Origin of the sequence: Sphingobacterium sp. UBA865 (assembly GCF_002295765.1) — a bacterium.
GTDB lineage: Bacteria > Bacteroidota > Bacteroidia > Sphingobacteriales > Sphingobacteriaceae > Sphingobacterium > Sphingobacterium multivorum.
Window position 1 is genome coordinate 65,076 of record NZ_DBGB01000009.1, and the last position, 25,113, is coordinate 90,188.

Below are 25,113 nucleotides of genomic sequence, written 5' to 3' on the forward strand. Positions count from 1 at the left end.
TTTTAAACCGGCATGTAATACAGTTGCGTATTCACCATAAAATAAATCATTCGTTATTTTAAACGATTATCAGGTGCTTTTTGCATTTCTGGTCATCTGTTCAATAGCATCCCATTGATCTTCAGGAATAATATCCAATCCATTGAACTCACCTGCTCCCTTAAGCCACTCGCCGCCATCTATCGTGATAACATCACCGTTGATATAACTGGCGTAATCGGATACCAGATAGGCCGCGAGGTTGGCCAATTCCTCCAGTTTGCCCAAGCGGCCCAAGGGGATACGTTTGGTAGGCGAGAGAAGTTCGCCTAATTCACCTGGAAGTAGCCGTTCCATGGCACCTGAAGTTTGGAATGGACCCGGAGCTATAGCATTGAGTCTTATCCCTTTTTTTCCCCATTCAACGGCTAACGATCGAGTTAATGCAAGAACTCCGGCTTTAGCTGTTGCAGAAGGAACAACGTAGCCAGAACCCGTCCAAGCATAGGTTGTGACGATACTTAGTATAGCTTTATTATGTTCGTTGGCCTCAATCCAACGCTTGCCCAGTGCTAGGGTATAGTTTATACTACCTTGGAGAACGATACCAATAACAGATTCGAAGGCGCGGTGGCTTAAACGTTCGGTAGGGGAGATAAAATTTCCGGCAGCATTGTTTATGAGTATATCTATCCCGCCAAAATGTTCATATCCACAGGAAACGACGCGCTCGACATCCTCATAATTTCGGACATCTCCAGCTACTGCAAGACATTTCGCCTGATATTTTTCCGACAATTCGTTCGCTGTAAGCTGTATAACATCATCTTTACGGCTCGTGATCAGGCAAGAGGCGCCAAGCTCGAGAAAGTAATCTGTCATGGCTTTTCCGAGGCCTGTACCACCACCCGTAATCAAAATTCGTTTTCCTTTTAACGCGTTTTCCTTTAAAATACCCATATGCTGTCCAGTTTTTATGTATCCTTAAGTTACACAAATTTGAGATAAAATAAAAGTCAAGGCCAGCGGTGAAAAGTAGTTCGGGAATAAATGAAGGAAGAGATATAAACAAAAACAGGAGCCATTCGAAGAATAGCTCCTGTTTTAAAAATTTCCAATTCTGGTAATAGAATGGATTATGCTTATGCGCCCAATTGTACGCGTTTGAAAGCAGTTACAGTTAATCCTTTGGAAACTGAATCCAAGAATTGAGCGATGTTTTTAGAAGAATCTTTTACGAATTCTTGGTTTAACAAAGTTGTGTCTTTGAAGAATTTATTCAATTTACCTTGAGCGATTTTCTCAGCCATTTCAGCAGGTTTACCTTCAGCAATGATTTGCTCTTTAGCAATAGCGATTTCACGCTCGATTGTGTTTTGATCAACACCATCTTTGTCAATTGCGATAGGGTTCATTGCGGCAATTTGCATTGCTACATCTTTACCTGCTTCTTCAGCACCAGCAGCATCAGCAGAAAGACCTACTAATACACCTAAACGGTAGTTACCGTGAATATAAGCGATAACCTTTTCAGCAGTGATAGTTTCGTATTTAGAAACGTCAATTTTCTCGCCAATTACACCAGTTTGCTCGATTAATAAATCAGCGATGTTTTTGCCATCAAGTTCCAAACCTTTTAATTCTTCCAAAGAAGCAGGTTTACTGTTTAATGCAACGTCTGCAATTTTTTCAGCGAAAGCAACGAAGTCTGCGTTTTTAGCTACGAAGTCAGTTTCACAATTAACTTCAACTACGATACCTGATTTACCATCAGCAGTAGCTTTAGCGATGATAACACCTTCGTTAGAGTCGCGATCTTGACGGCTAGCAGCTACTTTAGCGCCTTTTTTACGCAAGTAATCTACAGCAGCTTCAAAGTCACCATTAGACTCAACTAAAGCTTTTTTACAATCCATCATACCAGCGCCAGTTTGTTGACGCAATTTGTTCACATCTGATGCAGAAATTTGTACTGACATGTTTATTTCTTTTTATTATTATTTACGACTGAAATTTGTACAATATTAACTTAAAACATGTTAAGCTAATATGAAGTTTAACATTTCTTGATAAACGAGTATTGTTAAACCAAAAAACCGGACAGAGAGGCTAGTTCAAGAAAAGTAAACTTTTCCAGAAACTAACGCTACGCCATCCGGTTTGGAATAAAAATATTATTCTCCGTCTTTCGCTTTGCGAGGACGTTTAGCTTCTGAAGCATCACTATTATCAACTTTTGCTTTAGCAGCAGCAGCATCTTTTTCAGCTTCTTCTTCTTTGTCGCGTTTGCGCTCGTCCAAACCTTCTTGGATTGCTTGACCAATGATACCGGCGATTAAACTAATAGATTTACTAGCGTCATCATTTGCTGGGATTGGGAAATCAATGTTTGAAGGATCAGAGTTTGTATCTACCATTGCAAAAGTAGGGATGTTCAATTTCATTGCTTCAGAAACAGCGATGTGTTCTTTTTTCACATCGATGATGAATAAAGCAGCTGGTAAACGGTTCAAATCAGCGATACCTCCTAAAAGGTTTTCTAATTTGATACGCTCACGTTGAATCATCAACTTCTCTTTTTTAGACAATACATCATATGTACCATCTTTTTGCATTTTGTCAATGTTAGACATTTTTTTGATAGACTTACGAACTGTAGCGAAGTTTGTAAGCATACCACCTAACCAACGCTCAGTTACAAAAGGCATATTAACCTCTTTTGCTTGTTGTGCGATGATCTCTTTTGCTTGTTTTTTCGTAGCGACGAATAAAACTTTGCGACCTGATTTTACGATTTGTTTGATAGCTGAAGCAGCTTCTTCTAATTTCGTAAGAGTTTTGTTCAAGTCAATGATGTGGATACCGTTGCGTTCCATGAAAATGTACTTAGCCATTTTCGGATCCCATTTACGTGTAAGGTGACCAAAGTGCACACCTGCATCCAATAAATCTTGATAAGTAGTTCTTGCCATTTTTTGATCCTCCTTTGATTAACGTTTACTGAATTGGAATCTTCTACGAGCTTTACGACGTCCTGGTTTCTTACGTTCAACCATGCGGTCATCACGTGTTACTAAACCTTTAGCGCGTAATGCAGGTTTAACTTCTGGGTTAAGCTCAACCAAAGCTTTTGCGATCGCTAAGCGAACAGCTTCTGCTTGACCTTTAACACCACCTCCGTTAACGTTTACTTTTACATCAAAGTTTGCTAATTCACCAGCTACGTTCAATGACTGTGTAGCGATGTATTGCAAAGGTAATGTTGGGAAATACTCTTTGTAGTCTTTACCGTTTATGATAATGTTTCCGCTACCAGCAGTTAAGTAAATGCGGGCAACAGCAGTTTTTCTTCTTCCTGAAGTGTTAGTTGTTGACATGACGATTCTCCTTAAAATTTAACTGGTTTTGGATTTTGTGCTTCATGCTTGTGCTCAGTACCAGCATAAACGTAAAGGTTTTTAAACAATTGACGACCTAAACGGTTTTTAGGAAGCATACCACGAACAGCTTTTTCAATAATGCGTTCAGGAAATTTAGCCATTAACTCTTTAGGAGAAACGAAACGTTGACCACCTGGGTATCCAGTGTAGCGTACGTAAACTTTGTCGCCTAATTTGTTTCCTGTCAATTTAATTTTGTCTGCATTGATAACAATCACGTTATCTCCACAGTCTACGTGTGGGGTGAATGTAGGCTTATGCTTACCACGAATTACTTTCGCGATGTTGCTCGCCAAACGCCCCAAAATCTCTCCTTCAGCGTCAACAACGATCCACTCTTTGTTAACGGTGTTCTTGTTGGCAGAGACAGTTTTGTAACTTAACGTATTCACTTGCTTTTGTTTAAATAATTTATTAAAAAATTTTTCTTCCCCTTATCTCAAGGGTCTGCAAAGGTACATCTATTATTCTATATTTTAAAATCTATTTTGCTTATTTTGTTGAAAACGAGTTGAATTTCAAGCGAGCCCCACTAATCTCAATATTTTTACAACTTCCTCGAATGAATATTGTTACATTAGTTAGTATATTGCAGGAAGAATTTTTAAATTATTATAGCGGAAGTAGATGAGATTGAATTTTTTAGATAAGCGATTTTTTTTAAGTTTTATTGGTTTACTCCTAGTAGCACTGGGCTCATTAAAGGCACAATCTCCGGATAATAAGCCTAAACCTTACGATGCACGACTCAAAAACGTACAGGAAATATTGAAGCAAGGAAAAATTGGCCCGGGGATGGATTCTTTGGATGCTATAATCGCAGATTACCCACAAGCCGATGACATCTATTTTACAAAGGCAATTCTTCTTGCGCAGATGAGAAATCAAGATGGAGCGATCGAAGCTATAAAAGAAGCGCTGAATATTCAGTCGAAGCCGGAATATCTAAGTTTTGCTGTAGATGCATTTAAAAGTAAAAACGACGCGGATAGTGCTTTAATCTATCTCGATAAGTTGATAGATCGAGATGACAATAATACTGCCTCACTAAAACGGGAGCGTATCATGCTCCTTTTCAATGGTGGGTACAAGGATGTGGCTTTGGAGTATTTCTATAAAACCAAAGAGATCGCTGTCGCTTCTGATACATTGGACATGGTTGGCAGTGTGTTGTTAAATGATGCCGGTAATTATAAAGCTGTCATTGATCTTTTGAAGCCCTGGGCAGACAAAGGGACTTCGCTGGCTCAAGTGTATGGACAATTAGCGCAAGCCTATAATCTTTCCAAAAATTCGAAGCTTGCATTGGACTACATTAATAAAGGAATTCAGACCACAAAAGAGGATTTTCTTTATTTCGATTTGGCTGATCTCTATCGATTTGATAAAAAGCTGAAATTATCTTTTGATGCACTTAAGCAAGGATTTCAATCTAAGAAAGTTGATTTTGCAGATAAGAATCGGATTATAATGACCTTGTTGAATCCGAAAGGTCCCTATACAAAAGACCAACTTTTGGAATTGGTGAATATCTTGGTTGAAGTTCATCCACGTATTGCCGAAAGCCATATGGCAAAGGGACAAGTGTTATGGTTGAGAGACGATAAGTCCGCTGCTCAAAGTTCACTAGCGGTAGCCGTGAGTATGAACCCCTACCAGATCGATGCTTGGCGGATGCTGATGAGTTTGGATATGGACAAAGGTGAATTTGATCAAGCCATTGCACATGGTGGGGAAGCGCTGCACTATGTGTCCAATAATGCGACCATACTCTATTTTACGAGTATGGCCTATTTGATGAAAAAAGACATGGAAAATAGCCGAAAGTTTATGGAGGCTGCACTTAATAATGCACAGGATGAATCGCCTTTTCTACAAGCAAATATTTATGGGGGATTAGGTGATATTTATAATTCACTTCAGATGTATAAAGCCTCTGACGCGGCTTATATCGAAGCTATTCGATTGGATAGTACAAATGTGACGGCGATGAACAATTTAGCATACTATTTGTCGTTAAGAAAAGAACGACTTGATGAAGCTATAAAGTATGCCGCAATGGCGACGAAATTGCAGCCCAATAATGGAACTTTTGAAGATACCTATGCTTGGGTACTTTTTGCAAATGGAAAATATGATGACGCACTAGTATGGATTCAAAAAGCGTTAAAAAATACAAATCCGCAAACGGCGGTATTACTGGAACATTATGGCGACATTTTGATTAAGTTAGGGAAAACAACGGATGCCGTTAAGCAGTGGAACCTCGCTTTAGAAAAGGGAGCTGATACGGAGGAGGGTAAGCTGAAATTGAAAAAGAAGATTGAGACTAAGAGCTATGTGGAATAAAATTGTTTGGGTTAGTGCTGTTGTGTTGCTGCTTTCTTCTTGTAGTTCTAAGAAGAAACTACTAAAAGGTGCTGACCTTAAAGCTGAAAACGAGTTGACCATAAAAGATAATACAAGGGAGGCGAAAAAGAATAGCTTACGTGATCTTTTTTTGACCAATTTGAATTATTCTACTTTTTCTGGAAAAGCGAAGATGCGTCTCGATCTTGGGAAGGACAATTATGATGTCACTTCTACTATTCGAATAGAGAAAGATAAAAGGATCTGGATTTCCATTTCTGCTACACTGGGTATAGAGGTTGCCCGGGTATTGATCACTCCAGACAGTGTACAAATTTTAAATAAGTTTCAGAGCGAATATATGGTTAAGCCATTTGACTACCTATATCGTTTTGCCAGTCCGGATTTAACTTTCGGAAATCTACAGGATTTGTTGCTAGCCAATCTTTCGGTGAATCTATTGTCCGATATTGATCAGGTTAATTTTAAACAGGACTCGATGTCTGTCCAGTTGGATGGCAAACTGAATGAACTAGATTTTTTATATAAGTTAAATAATAACAATAGGCCTTATCAGTTTAGATTAGCGCAACTTTCAAAAAAACAATTGCTGGAGGCCAATTACGGTGAATATGCCATGGCCTCTGGACAAGAATTTCCGATGCTTTTAAAAATGATCATTTCTGATGGTCGTCAAGAGATAAAAACAGAGATAAATTTTAACAAAGTGACTTTTAATGAACCAGTCGAAATGCCTTTTTCAGTATCGTCACGTTACAAAGTAATCCGATGAGAAGCTGTCTATTTCCTTTAGATTTATTACTTTCGCAATTAGTTTGCTAAAGTATGGGGTGAATTAATAGGATAGAAAGATGGCAAACACAAAAAAATAGTACTGTAAATGAACTTTAAAAAGACAATACTTGGTATAGCTGCTTTCCTATTCATGATTGGGATTTCATCGGCGCAGACTAGGGCTGAACTTGAAAAACAGCGTGAGAAACTCAATCGTGAAATTGCTGAATTACAGAATACGGTCAAAGAGATTGCAAAGGAAAAATCACTTACTCAACAACAAGTGACAGCATTGAGTAAGCAGATTAATTTGCGCGAGCAGAAGATAAATACCATTACTTCGGAAGTAGCTGTAATTAACAAACATATCAATGCCAATACCGCTGCCGTAAATAAGTTAAAGGCCGAATTGGAGAAGATGAAACGTGACTATGAGAAGATGGTGATGTTTGCGTTCAGAAACCGGAATGCCTATAATAAATTGATGTTTATTTTTGCATCCAAGGATTTTAATCAGGGGTTCCGACGGGTTAAGTACTTACAACAGTTTAACGATTCTAGAAAGCTGAAAGCTGCCGATATCGAAAATACCAAGAAACAGATTGAACAAAAAATTGCTCAATTGCAGGCGGACCGAAACAAACAGGTTGCCTTGATGAAAGAGCAGGAAAATGAGAAAAAAACCATATCTCAACAGCGATCTGTTTATTCTGGACAATTGAGTGAATTGATTGTTACAGAGCGCGGCGTGAAGAAAGATATTACCCAAAAGCAAAAAGAGGAGCGTCGTATTAATGCGGCCATCAAGGAGATCATTAGAAGAGAAATTGAGGCTGAACGTCGACGAGCTGAGGCGGCGCGTCGTGCTGCGGAAGCTGCTGCTGAACGGAATCGCAAAGCGAATGAGTCCACATCAAATACAAAGGGTAAAAATAATACAAGTTCGAAAGGCAGTAATACTGCGCGAAAATCAGATTCTGAAGTCTTACGTAGTACTCCGGAAGCAGTCAAACTTTCAAATGACTTCAGATCGAACCGAGGTAGTTTGCCTTGGCCTGTTTCTAATGCGAAGATTATGCAAGAGTTTGGTTCAGAAAGTGTCGGTAGAAATGTCAATTGGGATCATGAAACTGTCAAAATACAAACATCAAGCGGTTCGGCCGTGAAAGCAGTATTTAATGGAGAAGTTTTGAGTATAGTATCGATGATGGGGCAGCGTATTGTCATGATTAAACATGGTGAATACTTTACTGTTTATATGAATTTGGCTGGTGTAAGTGTTTCAAAAGGACAAAAAGTAAGTACGGGACAGACGATAGGGACGGCCGATGTAGATTCCGATACGGGAGTTCCGATGGTAGAATTTTCTGTACTACAAGGAACAACACCACTGAATCCGATGTCATGGTTGGCGAGATAAGAAATAATTACTATATTTAATAATTATCATTACATTTGTAAATAGAGAGAGAAGTTTTAGTTTAAAAGAATTGAAAAACAAGAAATTATAGTTATGTCAACATCATTATTAATCATGGGAATCGGGGGGCAAGAGTTAATTGTCATTGTAGTAATATTGTTACTATTATTTGGTGGCAAGAAGATTCCTGAATTGATGCGCGGATTGGGTAAAGGAGTAAAGGAATTTAAAGAAGGCCAAAAAGATGAGTCTTCACCTGAAAAAAAATCTGAAGTAGAAGATAACAAATAAGGGAGGTTTTGATCCCATATAGCATGGATACGATTTTGTGATGAACAAAATCGTATTTTGTTTTATACGCGACCTATAGCGAAATAGGACGAAAACCATTTTATACTAAAATCCATTTCTAATCGTTTAGATTATTGTTGATTTTTCAGCAGATGAATCAAACTCGGATTTAACAGTAAATTTATGATCGGAAAACAGACGTTAATTTCAATACTAGGAGGGGTATGCTATGTACTACCACTCATGGCCCAAGAAAGCGCTGTAGAAGGTATGAAAGAAGCTGCCCATACCTTCTTTCAAAAAAGCATCGAAAAAGAAAAACAAGACATTTACCAGTACCTGGACAGTATAAAATCTTCCGGAAGTAACCGACAGCATGATGCTGAAATTACAGATGAAGATATACAGCTTGTACGGAAATTAAAGGCAATAGAACGTGAGGTTCCATTAGACTACTCACCACGAGTGAAAGATCTGATTGCCAAATACACGTCGGATAATTATAATCCCTATATGTGTAGGATGATGGGACTAGGACAATACTATTTCCCATTGTTTGATAAAATCATGGATGAAGTAGGAGTGCCGCGGGAACTCAAATATCTAAGTGTAGTCGAATCATCATTAAATCCACGTGATATCTCTAGTGCCGGAGCAACAGGCTTATGGCAATTGATGTATTATGAAGCCAAAACTTATCATCTTACGGTGGACAGTTATACCGACCAACGTATGGATCCGATCGCTTCGAGCTATGCTATTGCAAAAATCCTAAAAGAAGCTTATGATGAATATGGCGATTGGTTGTTAGCGATAGCATCCTATAATGGCGGTAAAGGAGCGGTTAGCCGTGCGATCCAACGTTCGGGAAAGGAGAATGCTACTTTTTGGGATATCGCTCCATATCTAACGCAACAGACCCAAAACTATATCCCTAAGTTCATCGCAATGACCTATGCGATGAAATATGCGGACGAAAATGATATCAATGCTGCGGATACCGAACTTTCACTGAGAACTCAAGCATTAGATATCAATAAGCGTATTTCATTGAACCAAATAGCGGATGCTTTACAGGTGTCAAAAGAGACATTACGTGCATTGAATCCTAGTTTTAAAAAAAATGTATTAAATGGCACTGAAGGGTCCCCATTGCGATTAGTTTTACCTGTATTGGATAAAAAGATTGCCGCAGAGGAATTGTATGCAGCGCTCAATACGCCAATATCTTCGGTAAATCCTAGTCAGACAGAAAATCCAAGCGAGCCTTTACAGAATGGGAAATATAAAGTGAAAGTTGGTGAGACATTCGCTTCCATTGCTGACAAGTTTGAAGTAACCGTACAGGATATAAAATCTTGGAATAACCTGCGTGGAAATCAGATTGTCCCTGGACAAAACTTACTGATAAAAAAGGAGGATGATTTCGTCAATGCGAAATTAGCTCGTAACACAGAAAGGTCTTCAAAGAAAAACCAACAACGTGCCGCTAGCGCCACGCGTACAGCTTACTATGTCGTTAAGAAAGGTGATACATTATCTGAGATCGCAGATAAAAATGGCACATCAGTCGGTCGACTTAAAAGTGAAAATGATTTAAATGGAAGCCGGATAAAACCGGGGATGAAATTGAAAGTCTCAAAAAAATAACAGCATGGTTTAAATTAACCATGCTGCATCTTCTTCTTTGTCAAATTCTTCAAGAGTAACGGTAACATGTTCTCTTAATATCGTTGAAAGCTTCGTACCATAGTAGTCACTAAATATAGGGAACTTATGGTGGCTTCTATCAATTAATACAGCCGTTCTCATTTTCTTCAATGGAACGTTTAAGAATACACCCAGTCCATAGGCTAAGGCTCTACCACTATTCAGTACATCATCGACTAAGATGATGGTCTTATCTTTTGCAATATCAACAGGTATGTCTGTGCTTGCACTCAACGATCTACTCGTTTTCTTCATAGTAACTTTAATCAGCAGGATTTCCTTCGTTGAAATCTCCTGTAAAATCGCCTGAAGGCGTTGTGCAAATACATAACCCCGGTCAGCAATTCCTACCAATACAAGTGTTTCATCTTCAAAATTGTCTTCCAAAATTTGATAGGCAATCCGAATAGATTTTTGTTTTATTTGTTCTTTATTTAAGATGAGCGTTTTCTTTGAAGACATAATAGTATTCCAATGATTATGGGGTAAAAATAGGATATTATATTGTATAAAAAAAGTCCAAAACGAGTTAAACGCTTTGGACTTTTCGAGACTGAATCAATCTTATTAATTCAATTTATTATCTTTTTCCGCTTTTAATATTTCTGCTGTAAGCGATCTATTATCTTCTGGTAAACGACCACCATTGTAATAATAACGTCGCCAGTATGGCTCATCTAAATTGCTAATCATAACTCCTTTACTGGACGAGGCATGTGCAAACTTATTATCGCCGATATAAACACCTACATGGGTAATACTTTTACTTCTAATTTTGAAGAATACCAAATCACCTGCTTTTAGCTCATTTTTTTCGACAGTTTTGACTTGAGAATATTGATTTCTGCTATTATATCCTAACGAAGTGTTAAATACTTTGTCGTATAATTCATAAGAAAATTTAGAACAATCAATGCCTCTTTTTGAATCTCCTCCTAAGCGGTATGGAGTTCCCAACCATTCGTAAACAAATTGATAAAGTTTGGTATTTGTTGTTGCTGAGACTGCAACTCCCATGATTTGTGAAAAGTATTCTTTCGCTAGATTATCAGGATCTGATTCTGGTTTGGAGTTTCTGTTGGTTTGTGCCTGCGACACTAGACATAAGCCGATAAATAGCATTGACGCTATAAATTTCTTTGTTTTCATTAAATCGCTTTTTTGTACAACATTTAACTTTTAAAAATTTAACACTGTCATCTATTTTGGACAGCACTGTTGCGAATATAATACAATATCAGTTTAGGGTCAAATTTATTTTAAGGTATTTAACGAAATTTTAACAATTTTAACATCTTCATAACGCCCATTTGGGCATATTGTACTTTAATAATTCTGTCAACGATCAACGACAGTGCCTCGACTACCTGTTCGAGTAAAAAACGCTCCCCTAATGTCAGAATGCCACTTGATTATATGTCTCATTGTGAATCTTAAAAAAAATATTAATTTTCTTTGGTAAAGTGATAATATTTGTTCTATATTTACAAAACATAAGCAAAAGCAATGAACACAAATACAATTATTACATCGATTATTATTACCACCGGGATAAAACTCAGGAGGAAGTAGTTTCGTTGTATATAATTGTAGACACAATATTTAGAAGCGCTTTCCTCGACAAAGGAAAGCGCTTCTTTTTTTAGCATAAAAATCATCAATCTAAACAAACAGTATAAAACAGTATGAAAGTTTTAAAATTTGGAGGCACATCGGTCGGGACGGTAGAAAGTCTAAAGGCGGTCTTAAGCATTGTAAAAAAATCTTACGATGCAAAGGAAAAACCATTGGTTGTGTTGTCAGCTATGTCAGGTGTAACAAACTTACTTACCCAACTGGCGGAGGACGCTGCCGAAGGAAAGTCCTTTTCGGATGGTCTAAAGTCCTTGGAAGATAAGCATTTTACGGTTGTCAAAGAGCTCTTGGCTGTGAAATATCAAAATCCTGTATTTACAAAGCTAAAGTTGTTTTTTAATGAGATAGAAGATCTCCTGCAAGGAATTTCTGCACTAAAGGAGCTGAGTAATCAAAGTAAAGATTTGATCCTTAGCTACGGTGAGCGTTGCTCAAATTATATGGTATCTAAGGTGATGGAACAATATATTCCCGAGTCTCTATTTGTAGATGCATCCCATTATGTGAAAACTGATTCAAATTTTGGTAATGCACATTTAAATGAAATGCTAACGGAGCAATTGGTGAAATCATTGTATATCACGCATGGTGATAAACTACTGTTTGTCACCGGTTTTATCGGAAGTAATGAAAATGGACGTATTACCACCTTGGGAAGAGGTGGATCAGATTATACCGCAGCGATCTTCGGGTCGATACTGGACGCAACAGCCATTGAAATTTGGACAGATGTGAATGGGATGTTAACTGCCGATCCACGTATTGTGAAGAAAGCGTTTTCCTTGCCTGTATTATCATACACAGAGGCAATGGAGTTATCTTACTTCGGTGCTAAGGTGATTTATCCTCCAACGATGATTCCGGCTTTCTTAAAGAAAATACCGATAGTTATTCGAAATACTTTTGAGCCTGATTTTTCAGGGACAGTGATTCAGTTTGATAGTGGAAAAACTGCGCTGCCAATCAAGGGGATTTCTTCGATCTCGGATATTTCTGTCATCAACCTGAGTGGATCAGGGATGATCGGTAAATCGGGTTTTAGCGGGCGGCTTTTTACGCTATTGGCTCGAGAGCAGATCAATGTTGTGCTAATCACGCAATCATCTTCCGAACACAGCATCACATTTGCTGTCAATCCATCGGATGCCAAACGCGCTATACAATTGATCGAAGTGGAGTTTGAGCTTGAAATCCAGGCAAATAAACTGGTCGTTCCTGCGATCGAAGAAAACCTGTCGGTCTTAGCTATCGTTGGTGAAAATATGAAAAAAACTCCCGGCATGGCCGGTCGGTTATTTGCAGCATTAGGACGCAACGGTATCAACGTCCGTGCTATTGCACAGGGATCATCCGAATACAATATATCTGTAATTATTGGTAAAGAAGATTTAGCGAAGGCACTTAATGCCGTACATGATGCGTTTTTTGCAGAGCTAAAGAAAACGCTGCATGTATTTAATATCGGTACCGGTAACATTGGTGCAACTTTATTTAAACAATTGGAAAATCAGCATGACTTCCTATTGGATAAAAATGATATTGAAATTAAAGTTGTTGGAATTTCCAATAGCCGTAAAATGCTTTTCAATACCGAAGGTGTTGATTTAAATAATTGGTCGGATGAACTTGCTAAAAATGGAACTGAATCAGACCTGGCATTGTTTATAGATCGAATGAAAGCGCTGAATTTGCCGAACTGTGTATTTATCGATAATACTGCAAGCAAATTACCTGCAACCTACTACGAAGATATCTTTAAATCCAATATTTCAATCGTCACCTGCAATAAAATTGCGAATTCAGGTAAATTCGAGCAATATAAAACATTACGCGATACTGCTCATCGACACGGTGTAGATTTCTTTTATGAAACAAATGTAGGTGCAGGATTGCCTATCGTCAGGGTGCTCAAAGACTTGATGCTGAGCGGTGACCGTATTCTGAAGATAGAGGCTATTCTTTCAGGGACAATCTCGTATATTTTCAACAATTTTAAAGCAGATGCTTCTTTTTATGATATCGTCAAACAGGCTCAGGAGCTGGGATACACCGAGCCAGATCCAAGGGATGATTTAGGTGGTGTAGATTTTATGCGTAAAATGCTCATCCTGGCGAGAGATGCGGGGTATGCTGTTGAGGCCGAAGATGTAGACCTCGGTGCAATATTACCTCCAGCATGTTTGAAAGCAGATACAGTAGATTCTTTTTATACAGAATTGCAACAGGAAAATGAATATTTCGAAGCAATGAAGAAGAAAGCAGCCAATGAAAATAAAGTAATCCGCTACATCGGGAAATTGGAAAATGGAAAGGTATCCATTGCGATTCAGTTTGTTGATGAAAATCATCCTTTTTATGCTTTATCAGGCAGCGATAACATTATATCGTTTACAACAGAGCGTTATAAAGAACGTCCCCTTGTCGTAAAAGGTCCTGGTGCGGGAGCTGAGGTGACAGCTGCCGGTGTATTTGCAGATTTGGTAAATGTCGGAGCATAAAAACTATTCAAGGAAAATAAAAATTACGTGATGGCCAATAATTTAAATGTGGAGTATCTGAAAGATAAGGTGATAAATTTAGACAGCATGCTGTCGGAAGTTCGTGTTTTTGCACCTGCAACTGTCGCAAATATGATCTGCGGTTTTGATATATTGGGTTTTGCTGTTGAGCAACCCGGTGATGAGGTGGTGATGCGACGTACGCAACAACCTGGAGTAACGATTCGGGAAATAACTGGTGACGATGGAAGACTACCACTCGACCCTGGCAAGAATACCGTATCTGCCTGTGTGCAATATCTATTACAAGCCCTGAATATCTCATCAAAGGTAGGCGTCGAAATCGAATTGCATAAACATATGCCAATTGGATCTGGACTAGGTTCCAGTGCAGCAAGCACCGTAGCTGGGCTTTTTGCCATCAATACCATGCTCGGAAACCCTTTGACAAAAGAAGAATTATTACCATTTTGTGTTGAAGGTGAGCGTTTGGCTTGCGGTACAGGCCACGCTGATAATGTTGCCCCAGCGCTTTATGGAGGCATCACATTAATCCGGGGAAATGAACCTTTGGATGTTATTTCCATCCCTTCGCCAAAAGAACTCGTAGCAGCAGTGGTTTTTCCACAGGTCGATGTTCCCACACGTGACGCAAGACAACTCATAAAGGATAAAGTGCTGTTGAAAGACGCCGTGACACAATGGGGAAATATCGCGGGATTGGTCGCTGCATTGTTCAAAGAAGATTACGATCTCATTGCACGAAGCATGAAAGATATCCTCATTGAACCAACACGTGCAATTTTAATTCCCCAGTTTTATGAAATGAAGGAGATTGCTTTGAAAAATGGTGCCTTGAGTTTTGGTATTTCTGGCTCAGGCCCCTCTGTCGTTGCAATAACACGGGACGAAAAAATAGCAAAGGATATCGCCGACAAAATTCAAACTCATCTCAAAGAAAATGAAATTGACAGTTTTGGCTATGTTTCCCGTGTCAATGTCGAAGGACCCAGGGTTTTAGATTAAAAATTATTTACGGACAGAAACGAGGTTTATAAATCTCAGGTCAATTGATAATTGGCTCAGAAAAGATAATAAAATGAAATATCCGCATTCTAAAGTGAATACGAATCAAAATAACAGGATATTTTATATGGCCTTGACAAAATTATTTACATATGAAATTTTATAGTACAAATAATAAAACATTAGAAGTCTCCTTTAAAGATGCGGTCTTCAATTCTCTCCCTGCAGACAAAGGATTGTATATGCCTGAAGAGATTCCACAATTGGACCCGCTATTCATTAAGAATATTCAACAGTATTCCTTGCAGGAGATTGCTTTCGAAGTAGCTTCTACCCTATTGGGAAAAGATATTCCCAAAGGCGATTTAAAACAGATTGTGAACGATGCCATCAATTTTGATGCTCCTGTAAGATTCTTGACCGACAGCACGGCTGTGCTCGAACTATTTCATGGGCCGTCTTATGCTTTTAAAGATTTCGGAGCTCGGTTTATGAGCAGGGTTATGGGCTATTTTTCAAAGACTGACGATAAATTACTGGACGTGCTTGTTGCGACGTCAGGCGATACAGGAGGAGCTGTTGCATTGGGCTTTTTGGGCGTAGAAGGAACACGTGTGACGATCTTATATCCTAAAGGTAAAGTCTCGGAAGTTCAGGAACTACAATTGACCACCAATGGACAAAATATTCGTGCTATTGAAGTTGAAGGAACTTTTGACGATTGTCAGGCATTAGTAAAGCAAGCTTTTAGTGATGCAGAACTCAATGCTGTATTGCGTTTGACCTCCGCTAATTCAATCAATATAGCACGGCTGATCCCACAGACATTTTATTATTTTTATGCGTATGCACAATTGAAGTCACAAGGAATCAATGAGGTCGTGTTTACAGTGCCGAGTGGTAATTTTGGTAATATCGGGGCTGGTTTATTGGCCTATAAAATGGGACTTCCAGTGAAGCATTTTGTAGCTGCAACAAACGTCAATGATACCGTTCCTCGATTCCTTTCTTCCGGCAAATATGAACCATTGCCTTCTGTTCAAACCTTAAGCAATGCCATGGATGTTGGGAATCCCAGCAACTGGGTGCGTATACAGGATCTTTTTGGCGGAAATGTGGAGGAATTAAAAAATATGCTCTCTTCTTATACATTTACAGATGAAGAAACAAAAGAAGGAATGCAAAAATTATATGAAGAATCGAACTATATCGCCTGTCCGCATACAGCAATCGCCTGGCTTGGCGCTCGTGCTTATGCAAAGGAGCATCCAGGTCATTACGCTTCGGTTTTCTTATCGACAGCACATCCCTGCAAATTCCCCGACGCAATAGCAGCAGATGTATTTGGAAAAATAGTGTTGCCTGCCGGTGCAGAAACATTGCAAGGAAAAGAAAAATTAGCGGAACTTTTAAAAGTTGATTTCGAAGCCTTCAAAAAATATTTAATCAACCATAACTAAACGTTGAGGGCTCCTTTAGGAGCCCTTTTTTATACCAAGATAAGTATCAATATAATTCTTTAATTCAAGTTTTTTATCCTTATCTAAGATTAAGTCATAGATGGGGATAGGTTGCTCTCGCCCAAATCTTATGAAATCTCCATTTTCTTCCGTCAATGAACTTAACCATGCACTGACATCAATGGTATTTTTTATCGGGTGCATATCAAATAATCGGAGATTGGCACCTGAAACAAACGCTACAATTTTCCAATCTTTTATGACTTTGTCATCAAGCACAGTTTTTTTGTCCAGGTATTTTATAAGATTTACGGACGCCCCCTTGGTGCAACTCAAAATGAGATGTGTGCCATACTTTTTTACAATAAGTTCTGGACTGTTGTTCTGAACAAAATTAATGAAGTCTTGATTTTGAAATTTCGGATCTTTTACTGCAAAGAAAAGCATGCTGTATTGAAATCCTTCAGAATAATAGTTGGTTAGTTGCATTTTCTGGTCCGAGGGAATGCGTGCCAATGCATCTGTTTCCGTTGTAACGAGTTGCTCCCCGTAATGATCAAATTGTATTCTCAGACTTCTCAATAGTCCCTCCTTATTAATATCTTCGCTAAATGCACCACCACTTGAAAAGCCCGTTGTTCTAGAAATATAGGAAGACTCCTTTAATTTTTCGGTATCAATGATTTTTGCACGTAGCCCCTTATTGACAAAAAGTAGGTTTTCTTTTGCATCATATCCATAGCCTACCATAAAATATGGTTCAGCTTTAATTGCTTGGCTGACTTTCATTTCTGTTTTTTCAAATCTAGACAACTCGACAAGCTCAAGATCCTCCTCATTTTTAATTGTGAGTTCAGAATCTGATTTTTTACACGAAAAAAGCGAACAAATAAATGTTGTGGTTAATAATAAGTGTTTTAAATTCATTTTGTAAATATACAAGAATAATTGTTTCATTTATTTTTTGACAAATAAAGAAGCAGGGTTTTACAATTAATACGTTAATTTTGCAACAATGAAATCAGTTTATTTGAATAAGGGTAAGGATAAAGCTGCCTGGCAATTGCATCCTTGGGTATTTTCTGGAGCAATTAAATCATTGTCCGATAAGATTGAAGATGGCGAAGTTGTTGGCGTTTACAATGCTGAACGTGAATTTATTGCCTATGGTCTATTTCACAATAGCTCGCGTGTAGCCATTCGTTTATTGGAATGGAACCCTCAAGCACAGATTGATGCAGATTGGTGGCGTGCACGCGTTCAGAAGGCTGTAGCAGCAAGACAGCATCTGTTGCAAGAAGGTGTCACCAATACGGTTCGTTTAATCTTTGCTGAAGCAGATTTTCTTCCTGGACTTATTGCAGACAAATACGCGGATTTTATATCCATTCAGGTTCATTCAGTTGGGGTGGAAAAAGTCAAATCAGTTATTATCGATGAATTGAATGCTTTGCTGCAACCCAAAGGAATTTATGAGCGTAGTGATCTGAAATCTCGCGAACATGAAGGTTTACCTGATACCAATGGGCTTTTGTTTGGAGAACTTCCATCTGAATTTGTCGACGTTATCGAAAATGGCATTCATTATAAGGTGAACATTATTGATGGACAAAAATCGGGATTTTATTGCGACCAACGTGAAAATCGCCAGCTGACGGCCAATTACGTTTCAAATAAACGCGTCCTAGATTGTTTTTGCTATTCCGGTGGTTTTACGTTAAATAGCTTGAAAAGTGGGGCGGCAGAAGTTATATCTGTAGATAGTTCTGCACTGGCTATTGAAACCCTGGAAAAGAATATTATTGAAAATGGTTTTGAACTTAGTCGACATAGCGCAATATTGTCTGATGTAAACAAGCAATTGCGTAAATTCATTGATGAAGGGGAAAAATTTGATCTTATTGTCTTGGATCCACCGAAATATGCGCCCTCTCGATCTGCATTGGAAAGAGCATCAAGGGCGTATAAAGACCTCAATCGCCGCGGATTGATGTTGTTAAATAGTGGTGGTTTATTAGCGACATTTTCTTGCTCAGGTGCGATGGACATGGATACCTTCAAACAGGTGCTCGCTTGGGCTGCACTGGATGCCGGTAAGGAAATTCAGTTTATCAGACAATTTCATCAGCCTGAAGATCATCCTGTCCGGGCTTCGTTCCCAGAAGGCGAGTATCTGAAAGGATTGTTGGTGCGCGTATTGTAATTATTATATGAAGATAGTTTAGGTTGATTTTAACAAATCAACCTTTTTAATTTTTGAACAACGTCATGATACAAGAGAAGACGAGTAGACCTATTTTTTCTATTTTGTTTGCCGTGAGCATGGTGCATCTTTTGAACGATATGATTCAGGGAGTGATACCGGCGACCTATCCCTTGCTCAAAGAAGAGCATCATCTAAGCTTTTCTCAGGTTGGGATGATTACAATGGTTTATCAGATAGCAGCTTCAATATTCCAGCCCGTTGTAGGCTCATTTACGGACAAACATCCTGTACCATACTCTCAGATCATTGGGATGTCTTTTTCCCTTCTCGGTATGCTTTTGTTTTCGAAAGCACATAGTTATGAATGGATCTTATTTTCTGTTTTTCTGGTCGGGATTGGTTCTTCAATCTTTCACCCTGAATCTTCTCGTGTAGCTTATATGGCATCGGGAGGGAGAAGAAGTATGGCACAATCTATTTTTCAGATTGGAGGAAATGGAGGGACCGCAATGGCCCCAATCATTGTCGCTTTTTTGGTATTACCGAGAGGGCAGCAGGCGATCGCCTGGATGTGCTTATTTACGATTCTTGGCCAATTTATATCTTATTATATTGGTAGTTGGTATAAAAAGAGACTTCAAAGCTTTGCCAAATCAACGAAGAAAACAATACGCGTGCCTGATCTACCCAATAGCCGAATCGTCGTGACCGTTGTTATACTCCTCTTACTGATTGTTTCAAAATACTTCTATATAGCAAGTATTACAAACTATTTCCAGTTTTATACCATCAAGAAATTTGGGATTAATGAAGTGGAAGCACAAGTCTATCTATTTTATTTTCTGATAGCTGTTGCGGTGGGAACATTACTGGGCGGAGTATTCGGGGACCGATTTGGTCGCAAATATGTCATTTGGTTCTCCGTCTTGGGCGTTGCACCATTTGCATTAGCATTACCCTATGTCGGACTTACGATGACGGGAATACTAATCGTGATTATTGGATTGATTTTATCATCAGCTTTTCCAGCAATTATTGTTTATGCACAAGAACTATTGCCTAAGAAGTTGGGCATGGTTTCAGGTTTATTTTACGGCTTTGCATTTGGAATGGGAGGGATTGGATCCGCTGTACTTGGCTGGCAGGCAGATCATACGTCCATCGAGTTTATTTATCACCTATGTTCCTACCTGCCATTGATGGGTATTGTGGCTTATTTTCTTCCCAATCTACAAAAAACACCTTACAAAGAAATCTAGATTTGGCATATAGGCGCATGTTAAACACGAAAGAGCGGATTTCAATAAAATATCCGCTCTTTTTTGTTATTATTTGATGCAGTCCATCCAGGCTGAGGCCATCATCTGTGCGCCGGCAAGGGTAGGGTGTACACCATCTGCTGCCCAGTAGGCACCAGGAGCATTCTTTTGGGCATTGTCGAATATTTTTTGATAGGGAATTAGAATTGCGCCAAATTCTTTGGCGACCTCACGAGCGGATTCTTGGTAGGCCAAAAATTTTGGATACCACGCTTCAGTAATGTGACCTACGCCCTTTACTGCAAAAGGTTCTCCAATGATCAATTTGACGTTTGGAAGCTTTTGTAATGTCTCCTGTAGTAACTGTTGGTATTGGGATTTATACTCCTCAACCGTTGTCTGTGCTCCGCGGTCGATTGTTCGCCAGAAATCGTTCACACCGATCAAAATACTCAATACAGTGGGTTTTATTTCCAGTGTATCCTCCTGCCAGCGCTTTTGAAGATCGGGCACACGATTTCCACTAATACCTGTATTATATACCTTTAGTTTTTTTGCCGAATATTTATTTAAGAGCTGGCTGGCAGCCAATAGAGCATAACCATGTCCAAGTGCTGCGGTATCATTGGCATTTCTATTGTTTCTATCTCGGCCCACATCCGTAATGGAATCGCCCTGAAATAAAATGATGTCGTCGTTATTTAAACTGATTTTTGAGGAACTGGCGGTGGATTCGTGAGCGAATACATCGTTTCCCAGTATATTGGCACCAGTCAATAGACCGGAACCAATAATGCTTTTTTTGATAAATGATCTGCGGTTTGTGTTCATTATTAGGTTTTTGTTATGTTTAAAGTTACATACTTTAAGCATACTTTTCCAAACCTTTTATAATGATGTTACACGCTTTTTCAATTTCCAGATCTGTAATAGTCAATGGAGGAGCGACACGCAGTGCTGTTTCACAATGCAGATACCAATCGATCATAACCCCGTTTTCAGCACAATACTTACTCACGTTGTAAACCTGATCAAAGGAATCCAATTGCAGACACATCATAAGACCTAATCCTCGAATTTCTTTAATTGCAGGGTGTCGGAGTTTTTCTTTAAATAAAAGCGATTTTCGCTCGACCTGTTCTACCAATTTTTCTTCCTTGATAACAGCCAGTGAAGCCCGTGCTGCGGCACAACTTACGGGGTGGCCCCCAAAAGTCGTGATATGTCCAAGCATGGGATTATCCTTAATAACATCCATCACTTCTTTGGCTGCAACAAATGCGCCTAGGGGCATGCCACCACCGATTCCTTTGGCAAGCATCAGGACATCTGGGACGATAGCAAAATGCTCAAAAGCAAAGAGACGGCCTGTGCGGCCAAAACCAGTTTGGATTTCATCAAAGATCAGTAGGGTACCTGTTTCATTACAGCGTTTTCTGACGGCTTGCATGTAAGCGATATCCGGGACTCGGACACCCGCTTCCCCCTGAATAGCTTCGAGGATGACAGCAGCAGTTTGTTCCGTAATCTTTGTTAGATCGTCCAGATCATTAAACTTGATAAAATCTATTTCGGGAAGGAGGGGGGCATACGCTTTACGGTACGCATCGTTTCCGATAAGACTGAGCGCGCCTTGTGTACTGCCGTGGTACGCCTTTTTTGCAGCGATAATCTGCCTGCGACCGGTATATTTCTTTGCTATTTTCATTGATCCCTCTACGGCTTCCGTTCCACTGTTGGTGAGGTAAACCGATTGAAAATTAGGAGGAAGTTCTGCTAATAATTCTGTAGCAAATTGCACCTGTGGGGCCTGCACAAATTCACCATAAACGGTGACATGTAGGTACTGGTCCAATTGTGATTTTATAGCTTCCAAAACCTTCGGGTGACGATGGCCTATATTGCTGACATTGAAGCCAGAGACCAAATCCATGTATTCTTCTCCATTTGGGCCATAAAGGTAGACACCTTCAGCCTTAACTACTTCAACCAATCTAGGTGAGCTAGATGTTTGAGCGGTATTCATTAAAAATAATTCTCTGTTGCTTAACATGATCTTACAAATGTCCGAAAATAAAAAAGAAGTCTTCAAGACTTCTTTTTTATTTTCGAGATTATTTTCTTCTATTCTGCAGGGATTTGTATAGATGTTCCCTGAATTCCTGTTCTACTTCAAAAAATTGCGATGCTCGCGCATTGCCAATAACTTTGGCAAATTTGGCCCGATATTCTTTTTTGATCTCCACTTCCTTAGCATCATACTGTAAGACGTCTCTGGAGCCACCTCTAAAACTATTTTTTGGAGCACCATTCAATTTTTCTTTCCTGATATCCCAAAGCGTTTGGCTGTATTCATTATAGAGCGGGAAGAATTGCTGAGCCTCTCTCGGAGTTAAATCCAGTTCTTTAGTAATGTAAGCTATTTTTTCATTTTCTATAGCTTGAAATCGATTTTTGTCTTGCGCAAAGCCCAAGGCAATAGAAAATATACTAAAGAACAATGTTATCCATATGTATTTTTTATTGAACATCATTATAAGGTATAATTTAGATAATCTTCTATTTCTTGTTTAGATATATTACTTCCAAATCCCTTAGTAGGGAGATTTGCTTCGTCAGTATACTGGGCCATATAGATCATATCGTCACCAGAAGCCGACTCCGCAAGGTAATTAATGATTTCCTGCTTAGGAATTTCTGACAAATGCTGGCTTAACTGCTCTTCTGCAACAGCTTCTACAGGAGTCGTATTTTGCTGTTGATATTGATAACCCCAATATCCGCCTATACTCAACATAGCCGCAAAGGATGCCGCAACCGCATAACGAGCGTACCATTTTTTAGGTTTCCCAATCTGACGGATCGGTGTATTATCCTTTTCAAGCATTTGAACACGATCAATGATGCTGTCCGAAAGAATCTCAAAATAATGTTGTGGTACATCAAAACCTGCAGTCACAATCGTTTCTTTTAGTTTTTCTTCAGCAATACGAGCAAAAATTGTCGATTCAACTATTTCTTCGTAGCCAACAGGAGCTGTAAAACCATCTGTCGGAACTGTTTCCTTCAATTTCTCCGCCGCTAAACGGGCGAAGATGGAGTCTTCAAGGGTTTGATTATAAGCAGAAGGCATGGTAAAGCCATCCGATGCAATCGTTTCTTTTAATTTGTCTTCTAAAATTCGGTTGAAGATAGTTGAAGATAGTTCAGAAGCATAATTTTCAGGAATTTCAAAGCCGTCTGTAGTAACCTGCTTTTTTAAACTATCTTCCGCAACCTTACACATTATGGCGTCAGATAAGCTATTAAAATATCCTTCTGGAACCTCAAAGATGGATTCTTCCTTGCATTCAACCAATTTGACTTGCGTAATTATTTTTGATTCTAAATCACTGAAATAATTTTCAGGTAAGCCAAATGGATTTTCACGCAACGATGCTGGAAGATTTGTAGGCTCCAGCCCATCATGATATGTGCCATTTTCCTTCATAGTATCTGTTAGAACCTAATTTCGCTAAAAGGTTTAATCGTTGTTGTTAAAAAATGCCTCTATTTTTTTGACAGCTAAATGATAAGAGGCTTTAAGCGCTCCGACACTTGTTCCGAGTACTTCTGAAATTTCTTCGTATTTCATATCTTCAAAATATTTCATATTGAAGACCAATTTTTGCTTTTCTGGCAAAGTCAACAAAGCCTGTTGTAATTTCATTTGAGCTTTATCACCGTTAAAATAATTGCCATCAGCAAGCGTTTTTGCCAAATAAGCAGTCGTGTCGTCATCCAACGACACGTTCTGCTTTTGCTTTTTCTTATTTAAGAAGGTAATACATTCATTTGTTGCGATACGATAAAGCCAAGTGTATAATTGTGAGTCTTCACGGAAATTCCCAAGGTTTTTCCATACTTTGACAAAGATATCTTGAACAACATCGTCCGCATCGTCATGATCGATGACCATTCTTCGCACATGCCAATAAATCTTCTGTTGATATTTCTTCAACAATAAACGGAAAGCTTCTTCTCGCGTACTCTCTTCGGCGAATTTTGCTATAATTAAAGCGTCATCCATATATTGACTTGCGTAGTTTTGTTATTTTCTTTTGATTACTTTTTGAACCGCAGCCACAATAGCCGCAGCATTCAAACCGTATTTTTCCATCAATTGAGCAGGAGTACCTGATTCTCCAAAACTATCATTTACGGCAACGTACTCTTGTGGAGTAGGTAACTCTCTTGTTAACACTTGAGCAACGCTATCACCCAAACCGCCAAGACGATTATGCTCTTCTGCCGTTACGACACATTTGGTTTTCGCAACAGATTTTAAAATAGCTTCTTCATCCAAAGGTTTGATGGTATGGATATTGATAATCTCAGCGTTGATACCCAACTCAGCTAATTTCTCGCCAGCTTGGATAGCTTCCCATACTAAATGACCTGTAGCAATGATCGTAACATCCGTTCCTTCATTTAATAATACCGCCTTACCAATCACAAATTCTTGATCAGCAGGAGTGAAGTTAGGAACTACGGGACGGCCAAAACGCAAATAAACTGGTCCCTCATATTTTGCTGCTGCAATCGTAGCGGCTTTTGTTTGATTGAAATCACAAGGATTGATCACTGTCATTCCTGGCAACATTTTCATCAAGCCGATATCTTCTAAGATTTGGTGAGTTGCACCATCTTCACCTAAGGTTAGGCCGGCATGCGACGCTGCAATTTTTACATTTTTGTCCGAGTATGCAATCGATTGGCGAATCTGATCATAAACACGTCCTGTTGAGAAATTTGCGAATGTACCAGTGAATGGTATTTTACCACCGATCGTAAGTCCGGCAGCAATTCCCATCATATTAGCTTCCGCGATACCGATTTGGAAAAAACGTTCTGGAAATTCTTTGATAAAATCGTTCATTTTTAACGAACCAATTAAATCAGCACATAATGCAACTACATTCTCATCTTGCTTTCCTGCTTCTAGTAATCCCGCACCAAATCCTGAACGTGTATCTTTTGACTCTGTATAAGTATATTTTTTCATT

General features: G+C 39.0%; 24 protein-coding genes. 10 read left to right on the plus strand and 14 right to left on the minus strand.

Annotation, left to right across the window (positions count from 1 at the left end):
* Positions 1-69: 69 nt before the first annotated feature.
* The 5 genes from B2O97_RS03115 to rplM form a co-directional block, all read right to left on the minus strand.
* Positions 70-939 carry an SDR family oxidoreductase gene (locus B2O97_RS03115; RefSeq protein WP_286766925.1) on the minus strand — a complete coding sequence of 290 codons (870 nt, stop codon included), beginning with the start codon at positions 937-939 and terminating at the stop codon, positions 70-72.
* 182 nt (positions 940-1,121) lie between these two features.
* Positions 1,122-1,958, minus strand: coding sequence for a translation elongation factor Ts (gene tsf / locus B2O97_RS03120; RefSeq protein ID WP_070563096.1), 837 nt, complete (start codon positions 1,956-1,958; stop codon positions 1,122-1,124).
* A gap of 195 nt (positions 1,959-2,153) precedes the next feature.
* A complete protein-coding gene (rpsB, locus tag B2O97_RS03125) occupies positions 2,154-2,951 on the minus strand; it encodes a 30S ribosomal protein S2 (RefSeq protein WP_070563093.1) in 798 nt (265 codons plus the stop codon).
* Positions 2,952-2,969: 18 nt separating this feature from the next.
* Entirely contained in the window at positions 2,970-3,356 is a 387-nt protein-coding gene (rpsI, locus tag B2O97_RS03130) for a 30S ribosomal protein S9 (protein WP_070563091.1), read from the minus strand.
* 11 nt (positions 3,357-3,367) lie between these two features.
* Positions 3,368-3,811 (minus strand): 50S ribosomal protein L13, encoded by a 444-nt coding sequence (gene rplM, locus B2O97_RS03135; protein ID WP_046671993.1) that lies wholly within the window; start codon positions 3,809-3,811, stop codon positions 3,368-3,370.
* 235 nt (positions 3,812-4,046) lie between these two features.
* Between rplM and B2O97_RS03140 the strand changes: the two genes are divergently transcribed.
* The 5 genes from B2O97_RS03140 (at position 4,047) to B2O97_RS03160 (ending at position 9,924) form a co-directional block, all read left to right on the plus strand.
* Entirely contained in the window at positions 4,047-5,768 is a 1,722-nt protein-coding gene (locus B2O97_RS03140) for a tetratricopeptide repeat protein (protein WP_286766926.1), read from the plus strand.
* On the plus strand, positions 5,758-6,561 hold the full coding sequence (locus B2O97_RS03145; RefSeq protein WP_070563085.1) for a DUF4292 domain-containing protein: 804 nt from the start codon (positions 5,758-5,760) through the stop codon (positions 6,559-6,561). Before B2O97_RS03140 ends, B2O97_RS03145 begins: the two co-directional genes overlap by 11 nt.
* A 108-nt stretch (positions 6,562-6,669) precedes the next feature.
* On the plus strand, positions 6,670-7,983 hold the full coding sequence (locus tag B2O97_RS03150; RefSeq protein ID WP_112375502.1) for a murein hydrolase activator EnvC family protein: 1,314 nt from the start codon (positions 6,670-6,672) through the stop codon (positions 7,981-7,983).
* Between the two features lie 93 nt (positions 7,984-8,076).
* Entirely contained in the window at positions 8,077-8,274 is a 198-nt protein-coding gene (tatA, locus tag B2O97_RS03155; protein ID WP_046671996.1) for a twin-arginine translocase TatA/TatE family subunit, read from the plus strand.
* Between the two features lie 183 nt (positions 8,275-8,457).
* Positions 8,458-9,924: a LysM peptidoglycan-binding domain-containing protein gene (locus B2O97_RS03160; protein WP_083295828.1), complete on the plus strand. Its 1,467-nt coding sequence runs from the start codon at positions 8,458-8,460 to the stop codon at positions 9,922-9,924.
* Between the two features lie 9 nt (positions 9,925-9,933).
* Here B2O97_RS03160 and B2O97_RS03165 read toward each other — a convergent pair whose 3' ends face one another.
* Both B2O97_RS03165 and B2O97_RS03170 read right to left on the minus strand, forming a co-directional pair.
* The gene (locus tag B2O97_RS03165; RefSeq protein ID WP_070563077.1) at positions 9,934-10,446 is read right to left on the minus strand and encodes a phosphoribosyltransferase family protein; all 513 of its coding nucleotides are present in this window, start codon (positions 10,444-10,446) and stop codon (positions 9,934-9,936) included.
* Between the two features lie 105 nt (positions 10,447-10,551).
* A complete protein-coding gene (locus B2O97_RS03170) occupies positions 10,552-11,133 on the minus strand; it encodes a C40 family peptidase (protein ID WP_046671999.1) in 582 nt (193 codons plus the stop codon).
* Positions 11,134-11,669: 536 nt separating this feature from the next.
* Here B2O97_RS03170 and thrA point away from each other — a divergent pair.
* The 3 genes from thrA to thrC all read left to right on the plus strand — a co-directional run bounded on the left by thrA (position 11,670) and on the right by thrC (position 16,603).
* Positions 11,670-14,117, plus strand: coding sequence for a bifunctional aspartate kinase/homoserine dehydrogenase I (gene thrA / locus B2O97_RS03175; protein ID WP_070563074.1), 2,448 nt, complete (start codon positions 11,670-11,672; stop codon positions 14,115-14,117).
* Positions 14,118-14,204: 87 nt separating this feature from the next.
* Positions 14,205-15,143 carry a homoserine kinase gene (locus B2O97_RS03180; RefSeq protein WP_046672011.1) on the plus strand — a complete coding sequence of 313 codons (939 nt, stop codon included), beginning with the start codon at positions 14,205-14,207 and terminating at the stop codon, positions 15,141-15,143.
* A gap of 152 nt (positions 15,144-15,295) precedes the next feature.
* Positions 15,296-16,603: a threonine synthase gene (gene thrC, locus B2O97_RS03185; RefSeq protein WP_115046666.1), complete on the plus strand. Its 1,308-nt coding sequence runs from the start codon at positions 15,296-15,298 to the stop codon at positions 16,601-16,603.
* 15 nt (positions 16,604-16,618) lie between these two features.
* On the opposite strand, the gene B2O97_RS03190 is transcribed toward thrC, so the two are convergent.
* Positions 16,619-17,392: a hypothetical protein gene (locus B2O97_RS03190; protein WP_139144922.1), complete on the minus strand. Its 774-nt coding sequence runs from the start codon at positions 17,390-17,392 to the stop codon at positions 16,619-16,621.
* 226 nt (positions 17,393-17,618) lie between these two features.
* On the opposite strand from B2O97_RS03190, the gene B2O97_RS03195 reads away from it, so the two are divergent.
* Both B2O97_RS03195 and B2O97_RS03200 read left to right on the plus strand, forming a co-directional pair.
* Positions 17,619-18,806, plus strand: a complete 1,188-nt coding sequence (locus tag B2O97_RS03195; protein WP_070563065.1) for a class I SAM-dependent rRNA methyltransferase — start codon at positions 17,619-17,621, stop codon at positions 18,804-18,806.
* Positions 18,807-18,871: 65 nt separating this feature from the next.
* A complete protein-coding gene (locus tag B2O97_RS03200; protein ID WP_070563062.1) occupies positions 18,872-20,068 on the plus strand; it encodes an MFS transporter in 1,197 nt (398 codons plus the stop codon).
* 69 nt (positions 20,069-20,137) lie between these two features.
* On the opposite strand, the gene B2O97_RS03205 is transcribed toward B2O97_RS03200, so the two are convergent.
* The 6 genes from B2O97_RS03205 to B2O97_RS03230 form a co-directional block, all read right to left on the minus strand.
* The gene (locus tag B2O97_RS03205; RefSeq protein WP_070563238.1) at positions 20,138-20,899 is read right to left on the minus strand and encodes an SGNH/GDSL hydrolase family protein; all 762 of its coding nucleotides are present in this window, start codon (positions 20,897-20,899) and stop codon (positions 20,138-20,140) included.
* 34 nt (positions 20,900-20,933) lie between these two features.
* Complete coding sequence (locus tag B2O97_RS03210; protein WP_070563059.1) at positions 20,934-22,121, minus strand: aspartate aminotransferase family protein; 1,188 nt, start codon at positions 22,119-22,121, stop codon at positions 20,934-20,936.
* Between the two features lie 61 nt (positions 22,122-22,182).
* Entirely contained in the window at positions 22,183-22,602 is a 420-nt protein-coding gene (locus B2O97_RS03215; RefSeq protein WP_231585177.1) for a hypothetical protein, read from the minus strand.
* Entirely contained in the window at positions 22,602-23,558 is a 957-nt protein-coding gene (locus B2O97_RS03220) for a hypothetical protein (RefSeq protein WP_286766927.1), read from the minus strand. The genes B2O97_RS03215 and B2O97_RS03220 overlap by 1 nt, the downstream gene beginning before the upstream one ends.
* A 33-nt stretch (positions 23,559-23,591) precedes the next feature.
* Positions 23,592-24,137: an RNA polymerase sigma factor gene (locus tag B2O97_RS03225; protein WP_286766928.1), complete on the minus strand. Its 546-nt coding sequence runs from the start codon at positions 24,135-24,137 to the stop codon at positions 23,592-23,594.
* A gap of 21 nt (positions 24,138-24,158) precedes the next feature.
* The gene (locus B2O97_RS03230) at positions 24,159-25,112 is read right to left on the minus strand and encodes a transketolase family protein (protein ID WP_046671842.1); all 954 of its coding nucleotides are present in this window, start codon (positions 25,110-25,112) and stop codon (positions 24,159-24,161) included.
* Between the last annotated feature and the right edge of the window lies 1 nt (position 25,113).

Bases quoted from the DNA above. Each gene is read 5' to 3' on its own strand.
- B2O97_RS03215 (WP_231585177.1), bottom strand. From the start codon at position 22,602: ATGATGTTCAATAAAAAATACATATGGATAACATTGTTCTTTAGTATA.
- B2O97_RS03195 (WP_070563065.1), top strand. From the start codon at position 17,619: ATGAAATCAGTTTATTTGAATAAGGGTAAGGATAAAGCTGCCTGGCAA.
- B2O97_RS03165 (WP_070563077.1), bottom strand. From the start codon at position 10,446: ATGTCTTCAAAGAAAACGCTCATCTTAAATAAAGAACAAATAAAACAA.
- rpsB (WP_070563093.1), bottom strand. From the start codon at position 2,951: ATGGCAAGAACTACTTATCAAGATTTATTGGATGCAGGTGTGCACTTT.
- tatA (WP_046671996.1), top strand. From the start codon at position 8,077: ATGTCAACATCATTATTAATCATGGGAATCGGGGGGCAAGAGTTAATT.
- thrC (WP_115046666.1), top strand. From the start codon at position 15,296: ATGAAATTTTATAGTACAAATAATAAAACATTAGAAGTCTCCTTTAAA.
- rpsI (WP_070563091.1), bottom strand. From the start codon at position 3,356: ATGTCAACAACTAACACTTCAGGAAGAAGAAAAACTGCTGTTGCCCGC.
- B2O97_RS03145 (WP_070563085.1), top strand. From the start codon at position 5,758: ATGTGGAATAAAATTGTTTGGGTTAGTGCTGTTGTGTTGCTGCTTTCT.
- thrA (WP_070563074.1), top strand. From the start codon at position 11,670: ATGAAAGTTTTAAAATTTGGAGGCACATCGGTCGGGACGGTAGAAAGT.
- B2O97_RS03225 (WP_286766928.1), bottom strand. From the start codon at position 24,137: ATGGATGACGCTTTAATTATAGCAAAATTCGCCGAAGAGAGTACGCGA.
- B2O97_RS03160 (WP_083295828.1), top strand. From the start codon at position 8,458: ATGATCGGAAAACAGACGTTAATTTCAATACTAGGAGGGGTATGCTAT.
- B2O97_RS03115 (WP_286766925.1), bottom strand. From the start codon at position 939: ATGGGTATTTTAAAGGAAAACGCGTTAAAAGGAAAACGAATTTTGATT.
- B2O97_RS03190 (WP_139144922.1), bottom strand. From the start codon at position 17,392: ATGAAAGTCAGCCAAGCAATTAAAGCTGAACCATATTTTATGGTAGGC.
- B2O97_RS03140 (WP_286766926.1), top strand. From the start codon at position 4,047: ATGAGATTGAATTTTTTAGATAAGCGATTTTTTTTAAGTTTTATTGGT.
- B2O97_RS03205 (WP_070563238.1), bottom strand. From the start codon at position 20,899: ATGAACACAAACCGCAGATCATTTATCAAAAAAAGCATTATTGGTTCC.
- B2O97_RS03150 (WP_112375502.1), top strand. From the start codon at position 6,670: ATGAACTTTAAAAAGACAATACTTGGTATAGCTGCTTTCCTATTCATG.
- B2O97_RS03170 (WP_046671999.1), bottom strand. From the start codon at position 11,133: ATGAAAACAAAGAAATTTATAGCGTCAATGCTATTTATCGGCTTATGT.
- B2O97_RS03200 (WP_070563062.1), top strand. From the start codon at position 18,872: ATGATACAAGAGAAGACGAGTAGACCTATTTTTTCTATTTTGTTTGCC.
- B2O97_RS03220 (WP_286766927.1), bottom strand. From the start codon at position 23,558: ATGAAGGAAAATGGCACATATCATGATGGGCTGGAGCCTACAAATCTT.
- B2O97_RS03180 (WP_046672011.1), top strand. From the start codon at position 14,205: ATGCTGTCGGAAGTTCGTGTTTTTGCACCTGCAACTGTCGCAAATATG.
- B2O97_RS03230 (WP_046671842.1), bottom strand. From the start codon at position 25,112: ATGAAAAAATATACTTATACAGAGTCAAAAGATACACGTTCAGGATTT.
- tsf (WP_070563096.1), bottom strand. From the start codon at position 1,958: ATGTCAGTACAAATTTCTGCATCAGATGTGAACAAATTGCGTCAACAA.
- B2O97_RS03210 (WP_070563059.1), bottom strand. From the start codon at position 22,121: ATGTTAAGCAACAGAGAATTATTTTTAATGAATACCGCTCAAACATCT.